The sequence below is a fragment of the Mesorhizobium waitakense genome, from assembly GCF_056431085.1.
In genome coordinates, this window is record NZ_JBWKME010000044.1 from 1 (window position 1) to 4,051 (window position 4,051).

Genomic DNA, 4,051 nt, shown 5'->3' on the forward strand with positions numbered 1-4,051 from the left:
AACCCGCCCCCCTGCAAACCCCACCTCCGCCCGGAAATCTGCCCCGGTTACATTTTGCTCCATGTAACTGATTGAAAAATATGGTGGGGCGATACCAAGGTTCGAACTTGTGACCCCTACAATGTCAAACACTCAAGACGGGCCTTCAGGACATCAACGGCGGCGGCCACGGGGAGTGTACCCATCATCGCTTGCGCGTTTTCTTTCGTGTCGACACGGGCTCGGAAACAGCAAGATTGTCACCGGATGTATCGTGATGTTTCGCCTGTTCAGGTTGAGGCCTCCGTCCATTCAGGATCAGATCAAGTTCATTGGTTCGTGCTCTGGATAGACCTGCTTCGTCCGCGAACAGTGGCCAGCGATCGACCGCAGATCGGATGCGTTCAATCACGTTCAACGCTTCCTGCTCGGAAATGGAAGCGCCATTAGCGACGGCAAGCAAATGCTGCCGCCCTGGATTCAATCCCTCCCCTGCAATCGATGCGCTATGCTGTCCTCCCGGGCCTGCCGAGAAGGTCAGATCGTACGCCGGAGAGAGTTTCCACCGCCCATCCGATCCCATCAGGAAAGAATGGTTCTTCGAATGGTCATCTCGGTTCCGTGCATACACATTGAAAACCATGTGACCGAACATGCGGAGGACCTCCGCGCTGTCTCTAGTCATCATGTACGTCAGTTTGTGAAGCGAACCGTAGTCAAGTGATGCCTGTCGATGGTCGGCATAAAGAAGACCGCTCGCAGTATGCATATGTAGTCGTCCATGCGATGTGCGGTCAAATCGCTTGGTCGCGAAAAGACGATTTCCTTTTTTTGTCTGCAGCACCCGCGTATCAGCCATCTCCAACCCGGCGGCACGGGCCATGAGCGCATAAGCTTGCTCCTCGACACCGATATCTATTGGGTCGTCGGAGCTACGCGATTTGACCATCCAGCGTTCGAGACCAAGCTTCAATTGATGGCCGTAATCGATCACAAAGGTATTCTGATCCGGGTTCAAGCCGATCATGATCTTGGGACGCGCGCCTGCGGAGCCGCCCTGAGCTCCCTGCAGTGCGTCAATCTCGGCAGTGTCCATCTCCTTTTGCACAAGCTTAACCTGCTCAACGAACCAGTCCAAGTCGCCTGCACCATGCTTGTCATCGGGAAGTTCAGGAACGAAAGCCAATGCTCCCATTCCGGAAGTTCCCACAGCAGAAAGGCGGTCCAAAGCCGTAAGCGTATGGTAGTCCACCCCCGCTTTTTGAAGGCAGCGATCCAGCAATAGGCGTCCCCATCCATCTGGAAGGCTGTCGTTAAAGAGCCCATGCAGCCCATTGAACGGTTCATGCTGAGCTGGAAGAAGACCTCCCTTCAATCCGAGATGGAACGGTGAAATTAGCAGTGGTTCGGTTATGAATTCGGCTGCGTACTCAAAGTAAGCTCGGCGTTCCTCGGAACTCCAGGCAAGCGTTCCCAGATCTCGTTGGGAACCCTCGAGATCGAGAATCACCTTCACTTTTCTGATTGGCCTGAACTTCATTTCTTGCGGACTCTCATCCTAGCCGGATGCCCGACGACATCTTCAAGTGTCTTTGGAGGTCGTGAAGGAAACAAGCTTTCAAATTCAGCTTCTGCCTCCAAAGCGAATGCGAGCTTTACGACAGCTTCAAAGGATGCCCTGCCGGTCTCTTCAAAAACTCGCAGGGAGCCGTAGGAAACTCCAGCCTTGGAAGCCAGCTCTCGTTGGGTAAAATTGGCATCAATTCGTCGTCGCTTCATCCGTGTTGCGACACCTTCAATGATTTCCTTCGGCGATGTCATCTTAAATGTTATCATGATAGCACTTATATCCATAACCCTAATTTAAGTGCAATAATAATAGCAATTATCAAAGATGTCAAGTTTGCTCGTCCCGATCCCGTCCGGAGGTTTGGAAATACGCGGCTCAGTCGCCGTCCAAACCGAGGAGGGGCTGAGCTATGGCGATGTCCGAAAACGAACCGAAAGGCAGCATTTCCTGCTGTCGCCGGGATGCCGACACTCACCGTCATGGACTTGGCGAAGGTCCGGGAGGAGACGGCGTACAAATGGTTCAAGCGCATGTGCTGGCCGGAGACCGACGGCGAGCGGTACTGTCCGCAATGCGGGACCCCCTGCGCTGCCACTTGATGAGCCACGGCCGTTACAGGTGCTCCGACTCGGCCTCGATACGCGTGAAAATGCCGTCACGATCTGAAAGCGCGAAGGCCAACCAGACGAGCCTCACGATTTCAGGTCCCCTGCCCTGCGCCGCTGGCGCCAGGGACTCCGAGAGCATCGATCTGGTACACATGCTACTAGCCCGCTTGATGCACGGCGATCGGCTTTCGGCGGCCTGCATGGCGAGCTGGCCGCCCTCGGAGTGCATTTTGACAAGCCTCGTCGGGCGCCGGCGATGATCCGTCGTGATGGAAGGCGGGGGTTTGCGGGTTGAGTTCGGCGGGTTTGTTTCGGGACGTCTGCGCCCCATCGTTTATGTCGCGAGTTGCGGGATGCGGCTGAGGACGATGCGCAGAATACACTGGTCGGGGCAGGATGTCGGCAGGTGCAGACGGATCTGGGTTTTCATCTCGACTACGCGGGCGGCGATCTTGATGAGGCGCAATCGCAGCGTGTCGAATTGGGCGACGGCAAAGCTCGAGCGTTTCGGCATCGCGGCGCGCAGGCCCCACATCAGCCAGTAGGCGCCGGCATGCAGGAACAGCCGGAACTGGTTGGCCGTCGCTCTTGTGCAGGATGTGCGGTCGGCGGCCACGACTTGATGTGGTTCTCGGCAGCGCCGCGCCGGCAGTAGACATCCTCGTAGAGCGCCTTGGCCTTGCCACTTGCAAGGTTGGTGACGATGAAGCGGGTATCGGCACCTTGGGCGCCGACCTCGACGCGGGCGATGATGCGCTCTACGCGGCTCCAACTGGCGGCGCCGTCAAAAAACTCCTTGAAGCGGCGGACCTTGTTCGTCTTCCATGACACTTCAAAGCGCGCCATCGTGCTGCTCTCCAGGTCCGCGACATGCTTGCGCATCTGCCCGTTGGGGTTCCCGAGAGCACGGGGCACCACTTATCGTTCATATCGAGCTGCAGATCGACGCCGGGGACCAGCCGAGCCTCGAAGTTCTTTCCGGAAAGTGAAAGCAATCTGGCAAGGTCGCCGCCTACGCCGGCCTGACCGCTGACAAATAGCGGCTGTTCGACGTGAACGCCATTGCCCGCCTGGGTCACGACAAGAGGGCCATCAGTTTTGATATCAGCATGCCAATGATAGTCGGCGCATTGGTTCGTAGTGCCAATGCTCGGAGCGGTAATATCTGGCACCTCGGCGCAAACACGCACGCCGACAACCCAGCGGCATTCGGTATGATGGTCCAAATGTCCCCCTTCAATGTGAGGAATGCCGACACATCCGATGTGACCATCTCCATGCACTGGAACGGATTGCGGTATCTTCGATTGCGCCGCTCGCACTAGCGTCTCATACGGAATTTGTGCCACCAGCGTGAGAACGCTGTCCGACGTTAGAGCCGTCGGCACATCGGCAGTGCCACCACGGGGTGGAGCCTGGAAGAGATTCTTCTCGCAGCCCGACATGCTAAGTAAAATGAGAAGGACCGGAACGAACCGGCGGGTTGCGACGGCTAAGTGAGCGACACGCAACTTCATGCCAGGTCTGGTACGCGATGCCATGGACGTCTCCCCCAAGAATGCTTTGCACCTGCTGAAGCGGCGTCGCTGAATGTCACCGCTTTGTGATCTCTACGTGATCGAATGATCTTCAGGTCCCCATGCGGAGGCCGGCGTCGAAGCTCCTGCTGCCAAAAGACAGCCGAAAAAGCGATCCCGCACGAGGAACTTAGTTGAGAACTCTATTCTTAACATTGACCATACGTTACTCTTTGTTGCATAGTGATGTAAGAGGAGGCTGGAACTTTTTAAGAAATTGACAGAGCATCATCGCGATCGAAAGGCCTTCGTGTGAAAAGTTGTTAGCCGCTTAAACATTCCGCCGCTTGAGCGTTTGTCGTATGAAGTCGAATCTC

At 56.2% G+C, this 4,051-nt stretch carries 2 protein-coding genes and 1 pseudogene; all 3 read right to left on the minus strand.

Annotated elements, in window-relative coordinates:
• Positions 1-184 precede the first annotated feature (184 nt).
• Positions 185-1,519, minus strand: a complete 1,335-nt coding sequence (locus AC07FD_RS10190) for a type II toxin-antitoxin system HipA family toxin (RefSeq protein WP_095090323.1) — start codon at positions 1,517-1,519, stop codon at positions 185-187.
• Complete coding sequence (locus AC07FD_RS10195) at positions 1,516-1,815, minus strand: helix-turn-helix domain-containing protein (protein ID WP_245331287.1); 300 nt, start codon at positions 1,813-1,815, stop codon at positions 1,516-1,518. The genes AC07FD_RS10190 and AC07FD_RS10195 overlap by 4 nt, the downstream gene beginning before the upstream one ends.
• A gap of 676 nt (positions 1,816-2,491) precedes the next feature.
• Positions 2,492-3,060, minus strand: a pseudogene (locus AC07FD_RS10200) (transposase); the annotation flags it as partial.
• Positions 3,061-4,051: the final 991 nt, after the last annotated feature.

Bases quoted from the DNA above. Each gene is read 5' to 3' on its own strand.
- AC07FD_RS10190 (WP_095090323.1), bottom strand. From the start codon at position 1,519: ATGAAGTTCAGGCCAATCAGAAAAGTGAAGGTGATTCTCGATCTCGAG.
- AC07FD_RS10195 (WP_245331287.1), bottom strand. From the start codon at position 1,815: ATGATAACATTTAAGATGACATCGCCGAAGGAAATCATTGAAGGTGTC.